The sequence below is a fragment of the Flavobacterium sp. genome (assembly GCF_043722275.1).
GTDB lineage: Bacteria > Bacteroidota > Bacteroidia > Flavobacteriales > Flavobacteriaceae > Flavobacterium.
Genome location: NZ_JAYSPC010000062.1, coordinates 16563 through 40660, shown reverse-complemented (window position 1 = coordinate 40660; position 24098 = coordinate 16563). Strand labels below are relative to the sequence as shown.

Here is a 24098-nt window from a genome sequence, read left to right as displayed (position 1 = left end):
AGTTAAATACAATTCTATATAAAAGCACAAGTTGATTCTTGTGCTTTTTTTTTAAAATTAAATTCTGATTCCCGGTGGAAGTAATTCTTTGTATACAGGATTTTTTTTAATGAATAATACGATTCTGGGATGAATAGGCATTAATTTGAATTTCTTTTCAATGATAATGTCCATTATATTTTTAAGCAATTGATCAATTATAGCTTGATTTTCATATCCTTCAGGTTTGTTTATTTTAGTCAGGAAAATTTTCTTTTCCTGAAATGAATATTCAATAGAAAGTAATCCTTCAGGGACTATGGTTTCAAATTGTCTTGCAAAAGTATTGTCTTTGATTTCCATAGTTTCAATAGGTTCCATATTAGTCATGTTTTGGGGATTGAATTAAAAAATAATAGAAAAAGAACGTTCATAAATATTATATAACAGACCTTTTGAAAATTTGTTAAATAATGGTTATTATGACTACAAAGGTAATCATTTGATTTTCAATATAAAATTATTTTTGAAGAGGTAATACATGTTTAACATTTAGAGTTTTTGTAATTTTATTTTATTTAAAAAATATAATGGTGCAAGATTTGCATGCATATTGTTAAAAAAAAGTAATTTTAGCTTGAAAATATAAGCTGTAATCCTAATCCATTTTCTATCAAATGAGTAAAATTCCTGTATACTTTATGCCCGGTTTGGCTGCTAGTCCGGCTATTTTTGAAAGAATCATATTAGATGAGTCTGTTTTTGAAGTATGTATGTTAGAATGGGAAATTCCAAAACCAAAAGAATCTTTGACTGATTATGCACTCCGAATCAGTAAAAATATCAAACATGAAAATCCGGTTTTAATTGGAGTTTCCTTTGGTGGAATTCTGGTTCAGGAAATGGCAAAACATATCGAGGCAAGAAAAGTGATTATTATTTCAAGCGTGAGAAGTAATACAGAATTCCCAAGACGAATGAAAATTGGAAAAACGACAAAAGCTTACAAGTTGATTCCGATGAAGTTAATTTTGAATATTGAGAATCTTGCGAAATATTCTTTTGGCGAAAAAATCAATAAACGAATTAAATTATATGAGAAGTTTTTAGCTGTTCGGGATCTTAAATATTTACAATGGGCAGTTGAATCTGTTATTTTGTGGAATCGAAATGAAATCGACCCTAAAGTTGTTCATATTCATGGCGATCAGGATGATGTTTTTCCTATAAAGTATATCAATAATTGTATCGTTGTAAAAGGCGGAACGCATATTATGATTCTGAATAAATACAAATGGCTGAATGAGAATTTGCCTTCGATTATATTGGAAAATTAAATTTCAAATTTAAAAGTTCCAAATTCCAAATGTTTAATGGTTAGAAACCTTTACACGCATAGTAAACCCGACAGGTTTTTAAAACCTGTCGGGTTTCGTTGTGTAATCTTTGTCGATTTACTTGTGTGATTTCTCATTCTTCGAAATGACAAGATTGGGTTTAGCTTCGACTTCGCACAGAGTGACAATCAAATTTTTAAAATCTAAATCTAAAATAAAAAATCCCAAATTCACGATTGGAATTTGGGATTTTAAAATATTTTGGAATTTAAAGAAGTCTAGATTTTCTTCATTTGATCTTTCATCATTGTGATCTGCTCTTTCAGCATTCCTTGTTTGTCTAATTTCTTAGCTTCGTTAAGTAAATTAGTTGCTTCAAGTTTTCTGCGGCGTGACATTGCAACTCCGGCAAGGTTTAATTTTGCTACGGCTAAATCCATATCCATAGATAATCCAAGTTCGATAGCTTTTTTGAAATGTTTCTCGGCTTGGTTGATATTGGTTTGGGATAACATGATTCCGTGAAGGTAATTAAAATATCCTTGTTGTTTTCTTACTAATGCAGCTTCGGGATTTTTGATGTATGCCAGCCATTTTTTAGCGCCTTCAAAATCTTGTTTTCTTAATTTAAGGAAAGCTAAAAGGATAAATTCGTTTTTAAAGTAAAGAAATATTGGAATTGCCGTCAATAATATAAGGAAGATTCCGTTCCCGATATTACTCTCTGTAAATTGATAAATGCCAGCAACTACAAGAAGTCCGGCTAAAATAAGTTTAATATTTTTGTGAAACATAATAGATGTATATTTGTGATTGCAAATATAGTAAAATGAATTAAAAATATTTTTATTAAAGTGCTTGCGAGAAAAAAAAGTCTTTGTATATTTGCACTCGGTTTTAGAATAACAATATTCGAAGAACAAAAAGAGATATTACATACTATTTAAAGATACAAAGCAATGAGCAAAAGAACATTTCAACCATCGAAAAGAAAAAGAAGAAATAAGCACGGATTTATGGACAGAATGGCTTCTGCGAATGGAAGAAAAGTTCTAGCGCGCAGAAGAGCAAAAGGAAGACATAAATTGACTGTTTCTAGCGAACCTAGACACAAAAAATAATGTTTGTATAAACATAAATAAGGCGTTACTTTTTTTAGTATCGCCTTTTTTTATACCTTGTCGGTAAAAAAACCTGTAACATTCTAGTTTATAATACTCTATGAATGTTTTTTGAAGTACTTTTATATAACTACACAATACAAATAAAATGCCTAAAGACACATCAATAAAATCCGTTTTAATAATAGGTTCAGGACCTATTGTTATTGGTCAAGCTTGCGAATTTGATTATGCAGGTTCTCAATCTGCACGTTCTATTCGTGAAGAAGGAATTGAAGTTATCTTGATAAACTCAAATCCAGCAACTATTATGACCGACCCAACAATGGCCGATCACGTATATTTGAAACCATTAACTACAAAATCGATTATTGAAATTTTAAAAGCACATCCACAAATTGACGCTGTTTTGCCTACAATGGGCGGACAAACGGCTTTAAATTTATGTTTGGAAGCTGATGAAAAAGGAATCTGGCAGGATTTCGGAGTAAAATTAATAGGTGTTGATGTGAACGCTATTAATATTACCGAAGACAGAGAACAGTTTAAACAGCTTTTAGAAAAAATTAATGTACCAACTGCACCTGCAAAAACAGCTACTTCTTACCTTGAAGGTAAAGAAATTGCTCAGGAATTTGGTTTTCCGCTTGTAATTCGTCCTTCGTTTACACTTGGAGGAACAGGAGCTGCAATTGTTTATAAAAAAGAAGATTTTGATGAGCTTTTAACTCGTGGTTTAGAAGCTTCGCCAATACACGAAGTTTTGATTGACAAAGCTTTGATGGGTTGGAAAGAATATGAGTTAGAACTTTTAAGAGATAAAAACGATAATGTTGTAATCATTTGTTCGATCGAAAATATGGATCCAATGGGAATTCATACCGGAGATTCGATTACGGTTGCACCAGCAATGACTTTATCTGATAAAACATTCCAGAAATTACGTGATTATGCGATCTTAATGATGCGTAGTATCGGGAATTTTGCGGGAGGTTGTAACGTACAATTTGCAGTTTCACCAGATGAAAAAGAAGATATCGTAGCTATCGAGATTAATCCTCGTGTATCTCGTTCATCTGCCTTGGCATCAAAAGCAACCGGATATCCAATTGCTAAAATTGCTTCTAAACTGGCTTTAGGATACAATCTTGATGAATTGCAAAACCAGATTACAAAATCTACTTCGGCTCTTTTTGAACCAACTCTTGATTATGTAATTGTAAAAATACCTCGTTGGAACTTTGATAAATTTGAAGGTGCTGACAGAACTTTAGGACTTCAGATGAAATCTGTTGGTGAAGTAATGGGAATTGGACGTTCGTTCCAGGAAGCATTACACAAAGCAACTCAATCTTTAGAGATTAAAAGAAATGGTTTAGGTGCTGACGGAAAAGGATATAAAAACTACGAACAAATTATCGAGAAACTAACTTTTGCAAGTTGGGATCGTGTTTTTGTAATTTATGATGCAATCGCAATGGGGATTCCGTTGAGCCGTATTCATGAAATCACAAAAATCGATATGTGGTTTTTAAAACAATACGAAGAGCTTTATACTTTAGAGAAAGAAATTTCGAACTATAAAGTAACTACTCTCCCAAAAGAACTTTTGCTTGAAGCGAAACAAAAAGGTTTTGCCGACAGACAAATTGCTCACATGGTAAATTGCTTAGAAAGCGAAGTACATACTTTGCGTATGGAGAAAAATATTAACCGTGTATTTAAACTGGTTGATACTTGTGCGGCTGAGTTTAAGGCAAAAACACCTTATTATTACTCGACTTTTGAAGCTGAAATCGAAAAAGCAAACGGTGAGCGTTATGTAGATAACGAAAGTATTGTTACAGATAAAAAGAAAATTATAGTTCTGGGTTCAGGACCAAACAGAATTGGACAAGGAATTGAATTCGATTATTCTTGTGTTCACGGAGTTTTAGCGGCAAAAGAATGTGGTTACGAAACGATTATGATCAACTGTAATCCTGAAACGGTTTCGACTGATTTTGATACAGCCGATAAATTATATTTCGAACCTGTTTTCTGGGAACATATATATGATATCATTCAGCATGAAAAACCGGAAGGTGTAATTGTTCAATTAGGTGGACAAACGGCTTTAAAATTAGCTGAAAAATTATCTAAATACGGAGTAAAAATCATCGGAACTAGTTTTGATGCACTTGATTTAGCTGAAGACAGAGGAAGATTTTCTGAGTTATTAACGGAATTAAACATTCCTTTCCCACAATTCGGAATTGCTGAAACAGCTGACGAAGCTTCTGCCTTAGCAGATACTTTAGACTTTCCGTTATTGATTCGTCCTTCTTATGTATTAGGAGGTCAGGGAATGAAAATTGTAATTAATAAAAAAGAACTGGAAGAACATGTTGTCAACTTATTGAAAACGATTCCAGGAAACAAATTGCTTTTAGATCATTATTTAGCCGGAGCAATTGAAGCTGAAGCCGATGCCATTTGTGATGCTGATGGAAATGTTTATATTATAGGAATTATGGAGCATATCGAACCTTGTGGAGTTCACTCCGGAGATAGTAATGCTACTTTGCCTCCTTTTAACTTAGGAGAATTCGTAATGCAGCAAATTAAAGATCATACTATAAAAATTGCCAGAGCACTTAAAACTGTTGGTTTAATCAATATTCAGTTTGCAATAAAAGATGATACGGTTTATATTATCGAAGCAAATCCAAGAGCTTCAAGAACGGTACCATTTATTGCAAAAGCTTACGGGGAACCTTATGTAAACTATGCCACAAAAGTAATGTTAGGTCATAATAAAGTAACTGATTTTAAATTTAATCCGCAATTAAAAGGATATGCAATCAAACAACCGGTTTTCTCTTTCAGTAAGTTTCATAATGTAAATAAAGCATTAGGACCAGAAATGAAATCAACTGGAGAAAGTATCTTGTTTATTGATGACTTAAAAGATGATCAGTTCTATGAATTGTATTCAAGAAGAAAAATGTATTTGAGTAAATAATCTCAAATCCTGATATAAAAAAAGCTCCATTTTCATGGAGCTTTTTTTGTGGTTTAACTTTTGGAAGTTGGTTTAATTAATATGTTTTAAATATTATTCATTAGATAATGACATATTATCTCTTGTGTTTTTTTGTACAGAAATAGCTCCAAACAATGCTAATAAAAAAGCAAAAGCATAAAAACCTTTTTCGCTTGGTAAAATTGTAGCGTTCCATAATCCTACTACCAATAATACAATTGATAAAAGAGTTCCAAACCAGCAAATTCCATAGTAAATATCTGTTACAGGAAGTTTTTCCAGTCTGTCTCTAACGCTTTTTTGCAATGAAACTACCGCAAAAAGACCAAACATTAAAACAGTAAAATAATAACCTTTTTCGTTTAGTAACATTTCGGCTCTTGCAAGTCCAACTATAAATCCTACTGTTCCTGCTCCAAGAGCTACCCAAGATGCCGCTATAAAGGCATTCGATGTTTTTTGTACCATAATCTATAATTTAATAATCTTGTTTTGGTGAGGTAACAAATATAATTAAATAAGGTTCAGATCAAAGTAAAACACAGTAATATTATTCAGGCTAATCTTCCAAAATTGTTACATAAAAAAAGCCCCATAATTGGAGCTTTTTTCGTTTTAAAGTAAGGTAGAAATATTATTTTTTTATAAGTTCCTGCAAAGGTTTCAATTGTTCCATGTTGATCTTTGATTCTTTCAAAACGGACATTAAGGTCATGATATTGTTTGGATTCATATTTTTTCCTAAAACACGAACAACTGCAAAACCATTTTCTTTTCTGTTAGCAAAAACAACAAATTCTTCTATATTATCGTCAGCACCAACATAGCTTATGGATGCGCCATCTTTACCTGAACCAAACTTCATTAATTCCTGGTATTTCGGATCTTTTAAAATCGCTTTAACTTTTGCTCTTTCTGTTTCAAATTGAGCTTGGTTTGTTGCATTTGCTTTAAAAGCTAAAATGTTCATTTTATCAAATGATTTCAAAGCTTCATTTTGTTCGGCAGATAATTTTGTTTTTTCTAAGTTTAAAATATCAGGCGAAACATCAAGCGCGATAAAATCTTTGTTATCTGTATTTTCTACAAAATAGCGCTGTAATGAAGGATTAGAATTACAACTTACTAAAGTTAATAATACTAAAAGGGCTGAGGTAAAAATGCTGATTTTCATATTATTTTTTACCTTTAGAGGCTTTTTTTAAGTCAGCACCACCAGGAAGTTGCATCTTATCTGTAAGGACTGAAATTTCGTTGATATCAAAATTACCTGTTAGTGATAATAAAACAGTTTCTTCGTTTTTAGCACCATCAACATACATTAATAGTTCTCTAACCTGAGAATCTGTTGCTCCTGATTTTACAGATATTTTTACGTTTCTGCCACCGTCATTAATTCTCATTAATTCTTCTAAACCGGCAGTTTTTACATATTTTTCAGCAGATGCTTTCATGTCAGCTTCAACTTTAGGATTTTTAGTGGTAAAGACTTTTAAGTAATCTAATTTTTTAATCAGCTTAATATATTGTTGTGTTTCTTTATCAGAAGCGTCAACTTTAACTTTACTCATTAAGTCAAACATTTTTTTGTTTACAATTACAGATGTTACATCGTCCTGACCATCAAATTTATCAAATGCTCCTTGTGCATAAAATGCGTGGCTAACGAATGCGAAAACTAGTGTTATGATGAAATTTTTCATTTTTTTGATTGATTTTAATTATTGTTTAAAAATTTTGTTTTTTGATTGTTCATATTCTTTAATGTATTGTACACTTCCTATACCTACATTAACATTGTTTGATACTAAGGCTAAAGCTTTTTGCGTTGCAGCAAGGGCTTCTTCCGGATTATCATAGGTTCCTAATTCTGATTGCGCTACAACCTGAGTTGTATTTTTTTCGCTCACATAAAAATAAGTTCCTATTCCTAGTAAAACAACAGCCGAAGCCGCAATTGATAACCACGCCACATTTCGTTTCTTAGTTTTGAGTGGTATTTCCTGCGTCGATTTCTGTTCCTTTACCTGAGAGAAATAACCAAACATAGGTTTGTATTGTTCTAAATGCTGCGCAACATTTGATGAAGAAAAATATTCCTTTAATTCATTTTCTTCGGCAATACTGGTTTCTCCCTGAAAGTATTTTTCTAATATATCTTCTATTTTATTTAATTCCATAACGGTGTGTATTAAGCATTGTTTCTCTAATTTTTTTTCTCGCTCTTGAAAGTGCTACCCGAATAGCCGTTTCATTCATGTTTACAATTTTCGCAATCTCATCAAACTCATATTGTTCGACATCACGTAACTGAATTAGTATTTGTAGTTGTTCAGGCAACTGGCTTATTATTTTTTCTACCCATTCTAAACTATTCGAATCCTCCAGTTTTTTATCTAATTGAGGTTCCCGATCTGTATAATTATTATGAACGATTTGAAGATTTCCTGCTCTTTTCGATTTCAATTGATCCAAACAATAATTCTTTGTCATTGTCATTGCTAATGCTTCGACGCTGCCATAAGAATCTAAATTCTCTTTTTTGTTCCATAATTTTACCATTACTTCCTGGGTTGCGTCTTCGGCTTCCTCGGTGCTGGTTAATAATCTTTTTGCCAGACGAAAAACTTTGTCTTTAAAAGGATTTATTAATTCTATAAAAACACTTTGATTCATCTCTGGTTTATTTTTGGTTTTTTGGTTGGTTGTTCTAAGCTTCTTTAATCGCCTTGACGATAAATTTATGATCATTTTAATTTTATAAATAAACCATTATAAGGAAGCTTATATAGTCAAGACGAGGTACTATTATTTTTGTTACAACAGATATGAAAATTTTATAATAAAAAAACACTTTAAAATTATCAATGTTAAAACTAAAGATACTATTTTTACGTTAGTACTACATAGATACATACTATATGAAAACAATTTTAAAGAGCGTACTGCTATTGTTTATACTTGCTTTTTCTTTGCAATCTTGTGAAGATCAGGATGATGTTGCTGTTTCGGGTGATTTGCAGGTGAATAATTTTATTTGGGAAGGATTAAATGATTATTATTTATGGCAAGCCGATGTTCCTAATTTAGCTGACGATCGTGAAGAAGGGCTCAATTCATTTTTAAAAGGATATTCTAAACCAGAAGATTTATTTCAGGACTTATTGAATAAACCTATTAGTAAATTCCCTAAAGGTCAGGCAATTGATCGTTTTAGCTGGATCGTTGATGATTATACCGTTTTAGAGCAGGAACTTCAGGGAACTTCAAAAAATGACGGTGTAGATTTTAGACTAAGTTATAAACCTAACAGCAATACTGATTTAGTGGGTTACGTTCGTTATATTATTCCAAACTCTGATGCATCAAAAAAAGACATTAAGCGTGGTGATCTTTTTACAGCAGTAAACGGAACGCAACTTACGGTTTCAAATTATCAATCACTTTTAGCGGCTGATAGTTATACATTGAATATGGTTACTTATAACGGATCTGCTTTTGAATCTAACGGAAAAACGGTTGCATTAGTGAAAACAACTTTAGACGAAAATCCTGTTTTTATCAATAAAGTAATTACTTCAGGAAGTCATAAAATAGGTTATTTAATGTATAACGGATTTTATGCTTATTATGATGCGCAGCTTAATGCGGCTTTCGCCGAATTAAAAGCACAAGGAATTACAGATCTGGTTCTTGATTTAAGATATAACGGAGGAGGTTCTATCCAGACAGCAACACGTTTGGCAAGTATGATTACCGGTCAGTTTACGGATAAGATTTTTGCTAAGCAGAAATGGAATGCAAAAGTTAATGCCTATTTCGCAGATAAGGATGCCGAGTCACTTAACAATAGATTTGTAAATAATATGGATGGTGTAGCAATTAATAGCCTTAATTTAAATAAAATTTATATTTTAACAACAAGCGGAACAGCATCTGCAAGTGAATTAGTAATAAACGGTTTAGTGCCTTATATTTCAGTAATTCAAATAGGGGAAACTACTGTTGGTAAAAATGTGGGCTCAATTACTATATATGATTCTCCTACTTTAGGAAAAGCAAACGTAAATCCAAATCATAAATATGCGATGCAGCCATTGGTATTAAAAATAGTAAACGCAGCTGATTTTGGCGAATATACAGATGGTTTAAAACCAACGTATGAGCAATTAGAGCGTGTTAGTAATCTGGGTGTTTTAGGCGATACATCTGAGCCATTATTGAATGTTGCAATTTCTCAAATTACAGGAGTAACCACTAAAAAATCACAAACTGATAAAGGTGTAGTTTTAAAAACCTTTACAGATGTTAAAGCAATGAACGGTTTCAGAAATCAAATGTATATTGATAAAGCTCCGGAAGGACTTTTACGATCATTATAATAAAAATATAAACCCAATAAAAAAGGCTTTCTAGTAATAGAAAGCCTTTTTTAGTATTGCATTGTTCCAAAAACACAATTTATTCTAAACTAGAAATTAGTCATTAAAGTAGAAACCGTTTGGTGCAATACCTACAGCTAAATCTTTTATAAAAGTTCCGTTTAAATCATAGATATAAGCTTTACTGCTTGATTTGAAATCACCACCATCACCAACATAAAATTTATCATTTTTTACTGTGAATCCATATATATAACCATCAGTAGAAAGACTTGCAGTAAATAAAGGTGTAGTTGACGGAGTTGTTGCTGATGTATTCATAGCATAAACAGACTTATTTACAGTGTAATAAATTTTATCGCCATAAATATCTAAATTTCCAGATCCGTCTAATGATTCCGGGAAAGCGATTTTAGAAATAGTTTTATCAGACAATTTTATTTTTACAAGTTCACCTCTATTTTGGTATGGGCTTTTTAAAACATATAAAATCCCATCTTTTACTTCCATGCTGTTTCCATCATACCCAATAGTAATTGGAGTTTCTAATGCTTTCGTTGCTGGATTTACTACTAATACTTTATCACTTGACGAATCAGTGATGTATAATTTATTGTTTTCTAAAATAATTCTGTTTGCAGTTGCATTCAGGTCAATTTTAGATTCAACTTTATTAGTAGCTAAATCAATAACTGCAATAAAATCATCAGTATCTCCCGTTGCTGGATTGATGTACGAATAAGTATTTGCATTTGTAACATATGCTTTTCCGTCTTTTACTACACCATATCTTGGAGTAATAAGACCTGTTTCAATTTTTGAAACTAATTTAAAAGTATATCTGTTTACTACATTAATTACATCAGATCCACCTGCAATTATGTACGCGTTGTCTCCGTTAAAAAAGATATTTTGAAGATAAACTCCCGCAAAATCTGCACCATTTGCAGTTTCATAAACATTAGGAACAACGGTAGAAAAATCATTACTTGAAAAAGAAACGGAACCACCTTTACTAGTTCCTTCATTTAAGATGAAAAAACCATTATCATAAACTCCTTTTGGATCATCATTAGAGTCATCGTTAGAACAAGAAACAAAAAGCGATACGCTTAATGCTATTAATAAAAATCGAGTTAGCTTCATTATATTAAAATTTAAGGTTAATGTATATATTAAAATTTCTTCCTGGCAATGGTCTGTTTTCGAGACTTTCATAATTCTCATTAAAGAGGTTCAAAACCTGAAAACCTAATTTAAAAGAGTCTAAAAATTTAAAATCATAATCAATTCCAAGGTTTGAAACTGTGTAATCTTTTACGATTTGTTTAGGGTCATTATCAGATTGTGTGTAAACAAAACCATTATATAAAAATTGGTAATATGCTGAAATTTTGTTTCCTGAATAAGATACTGCTCCATTTACTTTATGAAACGGAACGAAAAATAACTGTTTTCCAGTTGCTTCATCTTCAGAAATAGTGTAAGCGTATGAAGCATTCGCACCAAAATAATTTTTACCAAAATGCTTTTTCCAGCTTAATAAAGTCTCGGCTCCATAACAATTTACTTTGTCAGTATTTTGCGGAGACCAAATACCATTTTTTCCGGGAACCCATTGCAGTAAATCTTTAATTTTCATGTAATAAAAAGTCTGCGTAAGCGAAATGTCTTGAAAGGTAAAAACATTTCCAATTTCTGCCTGATAAGAATTTTCGGGTTTTAGATTGGGATTTCCGCCTTCTTCCCAATACAAATCATTAAAGGTTGGAATCCTAAAATTTCGGGATAAATTCAATTTTAAATTGTACAACTTATTAAACTGATAAGATGATCCTAATGAAAATAAAACCGGTGATTTATAATTGTCAGTAAACTCCTTTCTGATTCCGAATTCATTTTTCCAGTTGGCTGAAAAATCTTGTTTGATTAATAAAGTTGCGGAACTAATTTCTCTGGTATGATTACCAAAACCACTTCCGTAACCTTTTGTTCTGTTGTAATCTATAATACCATTAATTTGAGTTGCCTTAAAAAGGGTGTAGCCTAAATCAGCTTTCGTAATTAAACTTTCAGTTTTTCCGTAAGTATATTGGTTTTTTGAATTGTCAGCATAATATTGGAAATTTTCGAATATATAAGCCGCCTTAAAATTGGTTGTGAATTTTCCGAAATCACCATCATATTCTAATAAATTTCTGTTGAAACCATTTATGTACTTGCTCTTTCTTTCTGTTTCTGTGATTAATGAAGTATTTCGATCTGTATTTGATGTTTGAGTATATAACTTCAAAGTGTTTTTTGAGTCAAATTTGTATCCTACATTGGCATTCATTGTAATAATATCATATTGACCATTTTGGTTCCAGCGTTGTTCGCCTTTCCAGGTATATAGATTTAAATATTTATAATCGTTTGTAGAACTGTTTTTAGAAAAGCCAATTTGTGTACTCCATTTTTCATTAGAAATATTCGTTTTAAAGTTGATTCCAATAGTATTAAAACTTCCGTAGTCTAACTTTAAATTGTTTTCGAATCGCTTATAAAATCCCAAATCATTATTTAAGTGAACAGTTCCTCCAACGGCTCCGCTACCATAAATAACACTTCCGCCACCAGCTTTTACACTTATCGAATTATAATCAGAAGATGAAATGGTATTAAAATCAGTACTTCCGTTCATTTGAGAGTTGATGTTAATTCCGTTCCAGATTACAGCCGTTTGCGATGCAGTCGTTCCTCTAAAAGAAACTGTTGAAAGCATTCCGCGTCCATATTCCTTAAAATAAATGGTAGAATTGAAATTTAGTAAATCAGTAAGTAAAGCTTCATTTTTAGTAATCACAGAATCATTTAATACCTGAACCGATTGCGAACTAGAATATTTCTTAAGATTAGCATCAGAAACTACAACCTCTTTCAGGTTATTAATAGAATCGCTTTGCGCGCAAATAATTTGGCACATCAATAATAAGCAAAAAGCAAAAAGTTTTTTTAAAGTCATAATTTCTACACTCTTTTTCCCGAGAGTTCGATATTTGTTTATAAAGGCAGGTCTCCTGGCTTGCGTTTTGTTGTTTACCTTCCCATTCGCGGGGCGAGCAGTGGTTTTGTAGTTAACAACAAACATTCTTTTCAGAACTAAGCTTACAGTTGCGGGAACAGCTCAAGATTAAAACTTGATTCCCTTTTAATGTGTTTTTGAAATGAACACAACCTTAATTTCGTGCAAAGATAAAGTTAAAATTATCGAATTTTCAAATTTGTTTGACTTTTTAAGCCAAATTCTAAACAAAAAGGTATTTATAGGGCTATTTTTATTACGTCTCCAAAATCAACTTTATTGTTAAAAGCGTCTTTTAATGCTAAAAAAGTGTGATGACATAAAATGCTTCTAATAATTCCGGCATGTGTTACAATAATAATTGGCGTATCTATTTCTTTTGGAATTTCAGATAAAAAACTGCCAACTCTTTCATGTAATTCAACAAATGATTCACCGTTTGAAGCAGCAATATTCACAAAATCTTCCATCCACGGATTGAGTTGTTCCGGCGAGATATCATTCCAGTTTTTCATTTCCCAATTACCAAAATTCATTTCCATTAAACGATCCTCTTTTTTAAACGAAATAGTCTTAATATTATTCTGAATGTATTCGGCTAAAATTACACAACGTTTTAAAGGACTTGAAAAAATAATGGCTTCCTGAGGTAATTGCGAAAGGATATTTTTGAAAATAACTTCAAAAGGTTCGGCTAAACCAATATCTGATTGTCCGTAGCAAACTCCTTTTTCGCAAATTGTTTCGGTATGTCGAACTAGATAAATTTCCATATAAAAAGAATGCTTAAATAATAAACTACTTCACAAACCTGTTGCGTTGCTCCAAGACAATCTCCCGTATAACCATCGATCCATTTTTGAAAATAACGCGCTAAAAAATAACGCATAATAAAAACAGGAACTAAAGCAAAAAGAAATTTATATTGGAAATACGAGAAAATCACTAACGGAATTAACCCGAAGAAAAACGAACCTGAAATTTCTTTCCAGGTATGATTTTTGGCAATAGGTTTACTTTTGCTTGAAGCATCATCACGAGAATATTCATGCGTAAAAATAATTGAAATCGCAGCAAGCCGACTCAAAGCATGCGCAGATATAAACAATAGATAAATTTGAAAAAATGCTACAAAATTGTCTCCCTTAAAAAGCAAAACAGATTCAGAAAGTAATTTGAATTTCAGTAAAAAAAGTAAAACCAAACCAATCGCTCCATAAGCACCAATAGCGCTGTCTTTCATGATTATCAGGATCTTTTCTTTAGTCCATCCTCCGCCAAAACCATCACAAACATCAGCAAAGCCATCTTCGTGAAAAGCTCCGGTTGTAAGTACAGAAACAATAAGCGCAACAATCACCGCAGTTTCTGTTGATAGAAAAAGAGAAGAAAGATAAAACGCTAAAAAAGAAATACTGCCCACAATCCAGCCAATCAAAGGAAAATAACGAGTTGCTTTGTTTAAATAATCAGGATGATGATCTATGTTTTTCGGGCATGGAATTCTGGTATAGAACATTAAAGAGGTGAAGAAAATATGTAGTTCTTTTTTCATTGATATTTATATAATTTATTTGGCTAAAGCCGTTGGAACGCTCAATTCTGTAACCTCCAGATAAATCTGGAGGCAATTCAATTTTAGTTTGTGTGCAAATTCAATTTTATATTTTAGTTTTTTTTGAATAGTTTCCAGATTTATCTGGGGTTATAAAAATTCGCAATCAAAAGGGCTTTAGCCAAACTTTTTTAATGATTATTGAATTATTTTTTCATTGATGTTATATAATTTATTTGGCTAAAGCCGTTGGAACGCTCAATTCTGTAACCTCCAGATAAATCTGGAGGCAATTCAATTTTAGTTTGTATGCAAATTCAACTTTATATTTTAGTTTTTTTTTGAATAGCCCTCAGATTTATCTGGGGGTAAAATTCATAATTAGAATGGCTTTAGCCAAATTTTGTTTAAAGAATATTGAATTGTTTTTTCATTATGCAATTTGATTTATTTGGCTAAAGCCTTTTAGCGCTCATCCTTTGTAACCTCCAGATAAATCTGGAGGCAATTCAATTATGAATCTCTATAAAATTGAAATTAGTATTAATTGAAAAAGATTTTTTTTGAATAGCCCCCAGATTTATCTGGGGTTATAAAAATTCGAAATTAAAATGGCTTTAGCCAAACTATTTACCAAACCCAAATTTGTTAATAATTTCATCATATTCTTCCTGAAAAGTTTTTTTCTTATGATGGATTTCTTGATTTTTAATATAATCTCTAACCTTATCTATAATAGATTCTGATACTGAAACTGCAAAATATTCCTCTTGCCATTCAAATTTTTGTTTCGTTAATTTATTTTTATTGATCCAGAAAGAAGATTCTCCTTTAATCAGTTGCATTATTTTTTGAATATTTTGATCTACTCCCAAAGAAATAATACAATGACAATGATCTGAATAACCACTAATAAAATCAAGAAAGATTCCTTTTTCTTTAGCATTTTCACGAATATGATTCCAAACTTTTTCTCTTAATTCTAAAGAATCTAAAAATGGAAATCTGTTTTTTGTACTCCAAACAAAATGAATGTAAACTTTTATTAATGGCATATATAATAATTTTATCAACTGAATACTGAAACTGCTACTTCATTATTTCCTACTAACCCCGGCACTTTCAAAACTAGCCATTTCATTCAAAAAAACTTCTGCCGATTTTAAAATAGGTAATGCAATCGCACAACCCGTTCCTTCGCCTAAACGCAAATCCAGACTTAAAATAGGCTTTGCATTTAAATAATCAAGTAATTTTTGATGTGCTTTTTCGGCAGAACAATGACAGAAAACAGCATTTTTTATAATGTCGGGATTTATTTTTGAAGCAATCAAAAAAGCAACGCTGCAAATAAAACCATCGACTAAAATCAGCATTTTATTATCGAAAGCCGTTAACATGCCGCTGGTGATTTGCATAATTTCAAAACCTCCAAAATAGGCGAGTTGTTGTTTTAATTCGGCTGGACCGGAATAATTATTTATGGCTTTTTGAAGGATATTTTGTTTTTGTAATAGTTTTTCATTTTCAACGCCAGTTCCTTTTCCCACACAATCTTCGATAGAGAAACCAGTTAAAAGACTCATTAAAACCGAAGCTGTAGAAGTATTTCCAATTCCCATTTCGCCAAAACCAATACAATTACAACCCGTTTTAGCAATATCCTCAACAATTGATTTTCCTTTTTCAAAACACAATTGCAATTCGGTTTCACTCATTGCCGGAATATGTAAAAACGACTGAGTTCCTTTAGCGACTTTTGCATTTATCAAGTTTGCATTTGTGGGAAAATCGTAATTTACGCCTGCATCAACGATAGATAAATGAATATTGTTTTGATTACAGAAAACATTTATCGCTGCACCGCCTTCCAGAAAATTCGCTACCATTTGGCGCGTAACATCTTGCAGATAAGCACTAACACCATGATTGGCAATTCCGTGATCAGCTGCAAAAACAACGATATTAGGATTGATTATTTTCGGGTTCAGGGTTTCAAAAACCGTTGCCATTTGAAAAGCCAACGTTTCTAAAGTTCCCAAAGCTCCAATTGGTTTTGTCTTAGAATCTATTTTTTCTTGTAAAAGAGTACCGAAATCATTTTCAATTTCAACTTTAGTTAGAGATTTTAAAAGTAAATCTGAAACGGAACTTTTTACAATATTTTTAATTTCAGTACAAATTGGAACTTCTGATTTTTGTTTCCAATGCAATTGTTGCAACATCGGCTGATTGTCATAATTTGTTGCAGGTTTTCCAATACAAAAATATCCCAGCGGTTCAATATTCTCCGGTAAATCAAGAATTTTTTTAAACTCATAATAATTCAAAATCGAAACCCAACCCATTCCAAAGCCTTGTTCCGTAAGCGAAAGCCAAATATTTTGAGCCGCACAAACCGAACTAAATTTCACCGCTTCGTTACTTCCCACAGTCCCAATCGTAAACTGATTCAGCACAGATCGATCATATGCGATAATTAATCCAATTGGCGCTTCTTCAATTGCTTCCAGTTTCAGCGATTTGTAATGCTCTTTTTGTTCCGGATTATCCGTTAATTCCTCCGCTTTTTTATTATAATCTAAAAAAAGATTCTTTACAGCGTTTTTAACCTCAGTAGATTTAATGATATAATACCGAGTTGCATCCGTCAAACCAACAGATGGCGCCCAATGTCCGGCTTGTAAAGCTTTTTCGATCACTTCATCAGGAACTTCATCCGTAGTAAAATGTCGTGTATCGCGGCGTGATTTTAAGATATTATCTAAATAGCTCATTTTTAAATTCCAATTTTTCTAATTCCAAATTCTAATTCAATATCAATTTCAAAAATCAATTTCAATAGAGGTGGAGAATGAAATTTTAAAATATTAATATTTGAAGTAAAGTTAAGACAGCGTTTTCGAATTTGAGAATTCTTTTTTTATTATTATTAATCTTTGAAAAATTTGCAATTTTTAACCTTTGATTTTTACCGGAATTCCCGAAACCATTAAAACAACTTCATCAGCATTTGAAGCTAAAAACTGATTCATCCAGCCTTGTAATTCCGTAAATTTTCTGCCAATGTGAGTTTCGGCATGAACGCCCATTCCAATTTCGTTTGTTACAATAATTAGTGTTGCATTTTGTTGGTTGGCGATTGAAAGAAATTCCTTTTTAGCTTCTTCTAAACTTAAATTCACATCATATTTATGATCCGTAAAAAAGTTCGTTAACCAAAGAGTCACACAATCAATCAAAGCTACTTTTCCTGTAAAATCAATTTCGCTCAAATATTTTTCATTCTCAATATTCGTCCAGCGTTCATCACGTTCCTGCTGATGGCGGTCGATTCTGGTCTGGAAATCAGCATCCCATTTTCTCGCCGTCGCCACATATATTGGTGCATTTGAAAGTTCTAAAGCTAACTTTTGAGCATAACTGCTTTTTCCTGATCGTTCGCCTCCGGTTATTAGGTAAGTCATTTTTTTTTTAATTATGAATTTTGAGTTGTAAGTTATGAATTATGACGTTCCCTTCGGTCGGGCTATCCGCTTTATCTTTTATTTTCTAAAGAAAAAAATAAAAGGATATCACTTCTATCCCAATGTCATTAAGTTAAGGGGAAATCTATAAAATTACTTAACAGTTTAATTAAGAAAGTAATTAGAAAAATCCGTTTTTATCAGCGTTTTCGCTTTAGCGAATCAGTAAAATCAGCGTCTAATTTTGACGCGGATAAAACAGATTACTTCGTAAAAACGCGGATAAAAACGGATTTGATTTGCAGTAATTTATTTTTTAAAAGCTTAACTTAATGACATTGCCCGCAGGGACTACACCATATTGATAAAAACAATTCGTGAAAATTCGTATAATTCGTGGCAAAAAAATAATTTATACCAAAATACCTAAATCAAAATCTTCTTCAAAGACTCTGCGATGCTTCGCCATAAAAAGTTGTAGAATGATTTCTCCTGAATTCTTTCTAATTCAACATCTGCGTTTTTTGCTTTGTCTTTAGAGTCGTTTTTGACGAGTAAGTTAACAATCGCCGATTTAAGTTTAGCTTCTTTTTCAGGATGTTTCTTTTTATATAATTTTACTTTTAAATCGTCATAATCTAACGAAGCATTTCCTTTTGAAATATTATCATTTCCATAAAAATTAAAATGATATTTATTAAATTTTCCGGTAAACGTTGTGTTTATATAAGGTTTTGTAAATCTTTCCATTGCTGAAACATTAAAATTCAAAATTGTTCCCTGAATATGAAAACTGTCTTTTAAATCCAGAACATTAAAACTCCAATCAACATTTAAGGGAGAAGTTTTCATGAAAAGGCAATTGACTTTTATCTTGACATCAGCCATTTTTTTTAAGCTAAAACCACTTTTTATATTCGTAACATACATATTAAAACGGTCAAAATTTAAAATGCCCGGACCTTTTGAGAAATTAATTTCTTCCTCATAAACCAATTTTGATTTTAGAATTTGAATGGTATCAATCTGAAGCGGAAATTTAATTTTTCGTAATAAGTGGTTATACAAATATTTTTTGCTCAAATCATCTTTTGGAATTTTATTGCGATAAATATTAGCATCAGCATGATTAACGATTAGCGAATTTGCTTTAAAAAAAAACTTTTCATTTTTAAAACCCCAATCCATTTTTTCAATGTGAGCCGAATCGAATTTTATGGTATAAATATCTTTTTCCTTTTCCAGTTTTTTTACAAATTCTTTTCGTCCAAACTCTGGCAAATACGAGAATTTCTTAACTTTCAGGAAGTTATTTTCGGTACTTATCTGACCAATGTTCATATGATAAAATGCGCTGGGTTTGTAATATAAACTATCACACACCAAAACATATTTTTCGAAATGCATCGGAATTTTTTCTTTCAAAGTAGCATCCGTAAGCAAAATCCCTTCCAATTTCAGAATAACTTTTTTAATGCTTAAAATGGGTTTGTTATTATCTAACGAAACCACATCGACAGTTCCTTCATTTAGATAAATATTGGAGACAGCAACAATTTTTCGAAATGGTTCGATAATTTCATTTTTTATGCTTTTGCTGTTATTCAAAAGTTTTTCTCCTTTTTTATATAAAATCACACGAGGTTTGTTGATAATAATACTTTCTGCCTCAATAATGTCGTGAAAAGCCAAATCCCAAATGTTAAAATGTTTAATTGTGATGGATTCAATTTTAGCAAAAAGCCCATTTTTACTGTCTTTTGGTTCGTTTTTTGGGCTTACTAATAATGTGGTAGCATTAATATTTCGGGAGAGAAGCGAAACCTCAATTTTCTCGTAATGAATATTATATGCCGTTTTATTTTTCTCGTTTATAATTATGGGTAATTGTTTTTTTATCCAATAATTGAGACCAATATTGACTAAAATCACAAAAAGAAAGACTGAAATTACACCGATCGCTATTTTTTTATAGATTGACATTTATCGTATTGGTTTTAAATACATAAATTTAGACTTTTAAAAGTAATGTTGTTTATAAGATTAGATCATTAAGTTACATCATTACCGAACCATTTATTATTATACTTTTTTGAATATGAGAAAAATTAAAAAAATTCTGCTGGTTTTATTTGTCCTGATTGTGATTCTTGGAATTGGATTATGTGCTTATATTTTTCATTTGAAACCTAAATATGAGGGTCAGATTGAATTGAAAAATCTTGAGAAAGAAACCACCGTTTATTTTGATGATTTTGGAGTTCCTCATATTTATGCCAATTCAGAAAAAGATGCGATGACAGCTTTAGGATATGTTCACGCGCAGGAAAGATTGTGGCAAATGGAATTGCTTCGCAGAATTGCTCCGGGAAGATTGTCGGAAATCTTTGGATCTGTGGCGCTTAAAAATGACAAGTTTTTCTCCGGAATAGGTATCGAAGAAGCTTCGGCGAAAGCCATTGCAAAACTGGATAAAAATAGCCAGAGTTATAAAATGACATTGGCGTATTTAGATGGAATTAATCAATATTTAGACGAAGGAACTACGCCAATTGAATTTACTTTGGTGGGAGTTAAAAAAGAAAAATTCACGATAAAAGACGTTTATAATATTTTTGGATATATGTCTTTTAGTTTTGCGATGGCTCAAAAAACAGATCCACTACTAACAGATATTCGCAATAAATACGGTGCTGAATATTTGAAAGATTTAGGCATTGAAGGTGAATTTAATACAACGCAAATCAAAAGCTCAAAAGAAAATATTGAAGAATATACTACGATTGCAAAATCTGTAGCGGCATTATTAGATAATTCACCAATTCCGCCTTTTGTGGGAAGCAATAGTTGGATTGCAGGACCTAATAAAACCAAAAGCGGAAAAGTGATTTTTGCCAATGATCCGCATATAGGATTTTCGCAACCAGGAACTTGGTACGAAGCGCATTTAATTGCGCCTGATTTTGAATTATATGGTTGTTATCTTGCAGGAACTCCTTACCCTTTATTGGCGCACAATCGTGATTATGCTTATGGATTAACGATGTTCGAAAATGATGATATCGACTTTTATCAGGAAAAAAATAAAGCCGGAGATTCAAACCAATATCAAACGCCAACGGGTTTTGCAAAGTATGAAACCAGAAAAAAAACAATCAAAGTAAAAGATACTTCGGATGTGGTTTTGACGCTTAAATCCAGCCGACACGGACCAATCATGAATGATTTATTAGAACGTTTGGATCGAAAAAATCCTATTGCAATGTCGTGGATTTATACGCAACAGCCTATTCAAATTTTAGATGCTGTTTACGGACTTTCTCATGCTAAAAGCAAAGACGATTTCAGGAAAGCAGTTCAATTAGTTGCTGCGCCGGGATTGAATGTTATGTATGGCGATGCCAAAGGAAATGTTGCTTGGTGGGCAACGGGAATACTTTATAAGCATAATAAAGGAGTGAATTCTTTTTTAATTCTGGATGGTTCAAGCGGTAAAGATGATATTGCAGAATATTTAGATTTTTCTAAAAATCCATCTGCCGAAAATCCGAAATGGGGTTATGTATATTCAGCAAATAATCAGCCGGAAGCGATTGATGGTTATTTGTATCCTGGATATTATTTGCCGGAAGATCGTGCTAAAAGAATTTCTGGTTTAATGGATGCAAAATCTGATTGGAACAAAGAATCGATCAGTAAAATGATTTTTGATAATACATCGCCAGTTTCTCCGTGCGTGGTTCAAAGTTTAATTTCGAATGTAAATATTACGTCACTTTCAGCAAAAGAAAAAGAAGCAATTACAGTTTTGAAATCTTGGAAAGGAACGAATAATCTTGAAGATGTTGCGCCAACGATTTATAATAAATGGGTTTATTTATACTTGAAAAATACTTTTGAAGATGAAATGGGCGACGATAATTTCAATTTATTTCTTGGATTATCTTTAGGAAAACAAGTTATTTCGAGGCAAATTGAGAATGAAAATTCGGTTTGGTGGGATAATATCAAGACTAAAAATGTAAAAGAAACCAGAAGCGAAATCGTTTCAAAATCATTTCATGAATCAGTATTAGCGCTCCAAAAACAACTAGGAAATGAAATTGCCGATTGGAAATGGGGGAAAGTACATACTGTAGAACATGAACATCCGTTAGGGAAAATTGCAGCTTTACGAAAACTTTTTGATGTGGGACCTTTTGCAGCTCCGGGATCAAACGAAGTTATAAACAATCAATTCTTCGGACTTACAAATGAAGGGAAATATTATGTGAAAGGCGGACCTTCAACCAGAAGAATTGTCGATTTCTCGGATATTGAAAACAGTTGGAGCATTTTACCAACCGGACAATCCGGAAACCCTTTTAGTAAACATTACAGCGATCAGGCAGAAATGTACAACGCCGGAAAATTCAGAAAAATGAAATTGAATAAAGAAGAGATTATAAGAACATCAACTAAATTGATTTTGAAACCGAAGGAGGAATAGTTTTTTTAGTTTCAGGTTTTTGGCTTGTTTGGTTTTACCGCAAAGAGCACAAAGTTTTTTCGCAAAGATTCGCAAAGTTTTTTTATGCTTATGTTTTAGCTAAAAGAACACAAAGCTTTATGCGAAAATTCAATGTTTGTATGATCTTTGCCAAAGTTGGTCTGTTCATTTTTTGTGATCCCGATTTCTATGATAAAAACAAATTTTTTTATAAGGATTTGTTTTTATTTCTCGCAGATTTTGCAGATTGAGCAGATTTTTATTTGACAATAATGGGTGGTTTTGTAAAGCATTAAAAAACCTGTGCAACTTTGAACCTTAAAAAAAAACCTTAGAACCTTAGCAACTCAGTACCTCAGAAACTTTATTTATACTTTCCACGAACAATATCATTTGCAAATATCTCTAAATTATATCCCAGAGCATCATTAGTAATCATGACGTTTGTGGTTTGATAAGCAGTATCTTGTTTGTATGTTTTTAGTAAATTTTCTAATTCTATTTCGTTGTAAAACGCAAATAAATTGTAAACGGCATCTCTAAAATTTTTATAATTAATGCTTTCAGTGATTTCGACAGTTTTCTGATCGTTCCATTTTTCTTTTTGTGCGGCTTCGTTTATAGTTTCTAAACAAAAATCAATAACGTAATTTTTGTAATGTGTTGCTTCGACAATTTTATCGATTATAATTTTGTTTTGCTGAGTTGGCATTGGAACCGCAACTGGAACGGGAGGAGAAGTAGTTTGAGAAATACAAAAACCTGGAATAAACAGGCATAGTAATAAAACTAAAAGAGATTGCTTCTTTAAATTTTTCATAAGTATTAGATATTATTTACAACTTTAACGATTGTAAATGAGTTGATTTGGGATTTATAATTGTTTTTTTTGGGCACCGCTAAAATAGTTTTTTTATACTAAATATAGAATGGGAAAAACATTTTTTAAGATAAAAAAACTCCGACAGTTTTGGTTGTAAACCAGAACTGTCGGAGTTGGTAAGATAAAGATTACTGCTGTTGAGCGTTTATTTTTTTGATTTGATGATTGAAACTTTAATAGTCGATGCGATTATGCCGTTGTCTTTTAGTTAGACGACTCACTTTTAATTATGTTTCAAGATCAGATAATTATTTTTATTTTTCACCTAAACAGTAAAAATTAGATACGGCCATATTACTTTTTAATAGGTCTGTGTTCGTAACTAACAATTCGTTTTAGTTTCCATTCATTGTTTTTTCGTTCCCAGATATGAATAAATTTTCCGGTTCCTTCAGGTTTTCCATTAATATAAAAAGTATGTTCGCCAATTTGTACAGCGCCAAAATCGCCTAATTTATCAATGGTGCAGGAATTTAATTTTCGGGTTAGTTTTTCTGGTCTGATACATTTTTCGTTTAATGATTTTATTTCATTTTCTTTCGAGATATTCAAACCAAAACGGTCATCGTAAAACTCAACATCATCGGCTATTATTTTTTTAAATTGGGCCGCATCACATTGATTAAAAGCAACATCAAAAAGCAAACTGTCCATTTGGATGATTTCAGTTTTTAATATATCCATTTTTAAAACTTCGCTATTGGTTTGTGCAACTGCTTGTTTACTTAAAAAAAGAATAAAAAGGACTATTATATTTACCATGGGAATCATAATTTCTTTCTTGTTATTTTCCATT

The 24098-nt window shown here is 31.8% G+C and carries 22 protein-coding genes and 1 riboswitch; of the genes, 5 read left to right on the top strand and 17 right to left on the bottom strand.

All coding sequences use genetic code 11. The annotated features are described in order from the left end of the window. Positions 1-57: 57 nt before the first annotated feature. Positions 58-342: a GNAT family N-acetyltransferase gene (locus ACHZDT_RS08295; RefSeq protein ID WP_394774173.1), complete on the bottom strand. Its 285-nt coding sequence runs from the start codon at positions 340-342 to the stop codon at positions 58-60. 314 nt (positions 343-656) lie between these two features. Between ACHZDT_RS08295 and ACHZDT_RS08290 the strand changes: the two genes are divergently transcribed. Next, positions 657-1316 (top strand): alpha/beta hydrolase, encoded by a 660-nt coding sequence (locus tag ACHZDT_RS08290; RefSeq protein ID WP_394774153.1) that lies wholly within the window; start codon positions 657-659, stop codon positions 1314-1316. Positions 1317-1594: 278 nt separating this feature from the next. Here ACHZDT_RS08290 and ACHZDT_RS08285 read toward each other — a convergent pair whose 3' ends face one another. Then, a complete protein-coding gene (locus ACHZDT_RS08285; RefSeq protein ID WP_056246554.1) occupies positions 1595-2110 on the bottom strand; it encodes a hypothetical protein in 516 nt (171 codons plus the stop codon). A gap of 165 nt (positions 2111-2275) precedes the next feature. On the opposite strand from ACHZDT_RS08285, the gene rpmH reads away from it, so the two are divergent. Together rpmH and carB are read left to right on the top strand one after the other, a co-directional pair. Then, complete coding sequence (rpmH, locus tag ACHZDT_RS08280; RefSeq protein ID WP_008464848.1) at positions 2276-2437, top strand: 50S ribosomal protein L34; 162 nt, start codon at positions 2276-2278, stop codon at positions 2435-2437. A 148-nt stretch (positions 2438-2585) separates the two neighbouring features. Next, entirely contained in the window at positions 2586-5441 is a 2856-nt protein-coding gene (carB, locus tag ACHZDT_RS08275; RefSeq protein WP_394774152.1) for a carbamoyl-phosphate synthase large subunit, read from the top strand. Between the two features lie 93 nt (positions 5442-5534). Here carB and yiaA read toward each other — a convergent pair whose 3' ends face one another. From yiaA to ACHZDT_RS08250, 5 genes are all read right to left on the bottom strand, one after another. Beyond that, entirely contained in the window at positions 5535-5930 is a 396-nt protein-coding gene (yiaA, locus tag ACHZDT_RS08270; RefSeq protein ID WP_213301687.1) for an inner membrane protein YiaA, read from the bottom strand. Positions 5931-6096: 166 nt separating this feature from the next. Next, positions 6097-6636 carry a DUF4252 domain-containing protein gene (locus ACHZDT_RS08265; protein ID WP_394774151.1) on the bottom strand — a complete coding sequence of 180 codons (540 nt, stop codon included), beginning with the start codon at positions 6634-6636 and terminating at the stop codon, positions 6097-6099. 1 nt (position 6637) lies between these two features. Next, a complete protein-coding gene (locus ACHZDT_RS08260) occupies positions 6638-7165 on the bottom strand; it encodes a DUF4252 domain-containing protein (RefSeq protein ID WP_394774150.1) in 528 nt (175 codons plus the stop codon). Between the two features lie 18 nt (positions 7166-7183). Then, the gene (locus ACHZDT_RS08255; RefSeq protein WP_394774149.1) at positions 7184-7642 is read right to left on the bottom strand and encodes a hypothetical protein; all 459 of its coding nucleotides are present in this window, start codon (positions 7640-7642) and stop codon (positions 7184-7186) included. Then, a complete protein-coding gene (locus ACHZDT_RS08250) occupies positions 7629-8138 on the bottom strand; it encodes an RNA polymerase sigma factor (protein ID WP_394774148.1) in 510 nt (169 codons plus the stop codon). Before ACHZDT_RS08250 ends, ACHZDT_RS08255 begins: the two co-directional genes overlap by 14 nt. A 245-nt stretch (positions 8139-8383) precedes the next feature. Between ACHZDT_RS08250 and ACHZDT_RS08245 the strand changes: the two genes are divergently transcribed. Further along, complete coding sequence (locus tag ACHZDT_RS08245; RefSeq protein ID WP_394774147.1) at positions 8384-9844, top strand: S41 family peptidase; 1461 nt, start codon at positions 8384-8386, stop codon at positions 9842-9844. A 96-nt stretch (positions 9845-9940) separates the two neighbouring features. Here the strand turns inward: ACHZDT_RS08245 and ACHZDT_RS08240 are convergent, their stop codons facing one another. From ACHZDT_RS08240 to ACHZDT_RS08205, 8 genes are all read right to left on the bottom strand, one after another. Continuing rightward, positions 9941-10990 carry a YncE family protein gene (locus ACHZDT_RS08240; protein ID WP_394774146.1) on the bottom strand — a complete coding sequence of 350 codons (1050 nt, stop codon included), beginning with the start codon at positions 10988-10990 and terminating at the stop codon, positions 9941-9943. Positions 10991-10994: 4 nt separating this feature from the next. After that, positions 10995-12848, bottom strand: a complete 1854-nt coding sequence (locus ACHZDT_RS08235; protein ID WP_394774145.1) for a TonB-dependent receptor plug domain-containing protein — start codon at positions 12846-12848, stop codon at positions 10995-10997. 27 nt (positions 12849-12875) lie between these two features. Further along, positions 12876-13080: riboswitch (cobalamin riboswitch) on the bottom strand. Positions 13081-13147: 67 nt separating this feature from the next. Next, positions 13148-13681 carry an alpha-ribazole phosphatase gene (gene cobC, locus ACHZDT_RS08230; RefSeq protein WP_394774144.1) on the bottom strand — a complete coding sequence of 178 codons (534 nt, stop codon included), beginning with the start codon at positions 13679-13681 and terminating at the stop codon, positions 13148-13150. After that, complete coding sequence (locus tag ACHZDT_RS08225) at positions 13666-14463, bottom strand: adenosylcobinamide-GDP ribazoletransferase (RefSeq protein ID WP_394774143.1); 798 nt, start codon at positions 14461-14463, stop codon at positions 13666-13668. Before ACHZDT_RS08225 ends, cobC begins: the two co-directional genes overlap by 16 nt. Positions 14464-15089: 626 nt before the next feature. Beyond that, complete coding sequence (tnpA, locus tag ACHZDT_RS08220) at positions 15090-15518, bottom strand: IS200/IS605 family transposase (protein ID WP_394774142.1); 429 nt, start codon at positions 15516-15518, stop codon at positions 15090-15092. Positions 15519-15560: 42 nt separating this feature from the next. Continuing rightward, a complete protein-coding gene (gene cobT, locus ACHZDT_RS08215) occupies positions 15561-17240 on the bottom strand; it encodes a nicotinate-nucleotide--dimethylbenzimidazole phosphoribosyltransferase (protein WP_394774141.1) in 1680 nt (559 codons plus the stop codon). Positions 17241-17420: 180 nt separating this feature from the next. Beyond that, positions 17421-17930 carry a bifunctional adenosylcobinamide kinase/adenosylcobinamide-phosphate guanylyltransferase gene (cobU, locus tag ACHZDT_RS08210; RefSeq protein ID WP_394774140.1) on the bottom strand — a complete coding sequence of 170 codons (510 nt, stop codon included), beginning with the start codon at positions 17928-17930 and terminating at the stop codon, positions 17421-17423. Between the two features lie 426 nt (positions 17931-18356). Next, positions 18357-19913, bottom strand: coding sequence for a hypothetical protein (locus tag ACHZDT_RS08205; RefSeq protein ID WP_394774139.1), 1557 nt, complete (start codon positions 19911-19913; stop codon positions 18357-18359). Positions 19914-20028: 115 nt separating this feature from the next. Between ACHZDT_RS08205 and ACHZDT_RS08200 the strand changes: the two genes are divergently transcribed. Continuing rightward, positions 20029-22419, top strand: coding sequence for a penicillin acylase family protein (locus ACHZDT_RS08200; protein WP_394774138.1), 2391 nt, complete (start codon positions 20029-20031; stop codon positions 22417-22419). A gap of 364 nt (positions 22420-22783) precedes the next feature. Here ACHZDT_RS08200 and ACHZDT_RS08195 read toward each other — a convergent pair whose 3' ends face one another. Beyond that, positions 22784-23239, bottom strand: coding sequence for a hypothetical protein (locus ACHZDT_RS08195; protein WP_394774137.1), 456 nt, complete (start codon positions 23237-23239; stop codon positions 22784-22786). A gap of 357 nt (positions 23240-23596) precedes the next feature. Beyond that, complete coding sequence (locus ACHZDT_RS08190; RefSeq protein WP_394774136.1) at positions 23597-24097, bottom strand: nuclear transport factor 2 family protein; 501 nt, start codon at positions 24095-24097, stop codon at positions 23597-23599. Position 24098: the final 1 nt, after the last annotated feature.